Here is a 734-nt window from a genome sequence, read left to right on the forward strand (position 1 = left end):
GCCCTGTTCTTGCGCTGGTGCAGCTCGCGGGCCAGCGCCTCGCGTTCGCCGGCGCTGGCCGGGGCGTCGCTTCGGGTGCGCATGTCGGCCAGGATGCGTTCGCGGCCGCCCGTCACGCGCAGCAGCTCGCCGTAGTGCGCCACGTCCCATTGCCAGGGCAGGCCCAGCTGCTCGAAGGCCGGGTTGCAGGCCACCCGGTGGCCGTCGCGCTCGGTTTCGGCGAGCGTGCCATCCACGTCCCAGAGCAGCGCCTGCAGCATGGCCGTGCCGCCTCAGGCTGCGCTGGTCGCACGCAGGGCCAGCACGTGTCGGGCCATGTCGGGCAACGAGTCGAAGATGCGATCGGGCGCCGCGCGCAGGATCGGCTCACCTGCGTTGTAGCCGTAGGGCACGGCCCAGGCGGCCACGCCGGCGTTGCGCGCCGCCTGCACGTCGGTGGCCGAGTCGCCGATGTGCGCCACCGCGGCCGGTGCCACACCAAGCGCCCGGGCGACGTGCTGCAACACGCTGGCATGCGGCTTCTCTGGGGCAGGGAGTCGCCGCCGATCACAAGGTCGAACGCCGTGCTCCAGCCATGCACCTGCAGCAGGCGCTGCGTGTGGCGAAGCTCCTTGTTGGTGGTGCAGGCCAGCTTCACGCCACGCTGGCGCAGCAGTTGCAAGCTCTCCCGCGCGCCAGGGTAGGGCGCGCCCGTGGTGCCGGTAGTGTCGGCGTAGTGGTGGTCGAAGCTGGCG

The 734-nt window shown here is 72.3% G+C and carries 2 protein-coding genes; both read right to left on the bottom strand.

The window, feature by feature from the left end:
* Positions 1-260 (bottom strand): HAD family hydrolase (locus tag AC01FP_RS18340; protein WP_474482287.1); only part of this gene is annotated, 260 nt, incomplete at its 3' end.
* A gap of 12 nt (positions 261-272) precedes the next feature.
* On the bottom strand, positions 273-734 hold a 462-nt coding region (locus AC01FP_RS18345), incomplete at its 5' end, for an HAD-IA family hydrolase (RefSeq protein WP_474482288.1).

The sequence above is a fragment of the Cyanobium sp. NIVA-CYA 375 genome (assembly GCF_056108345.1).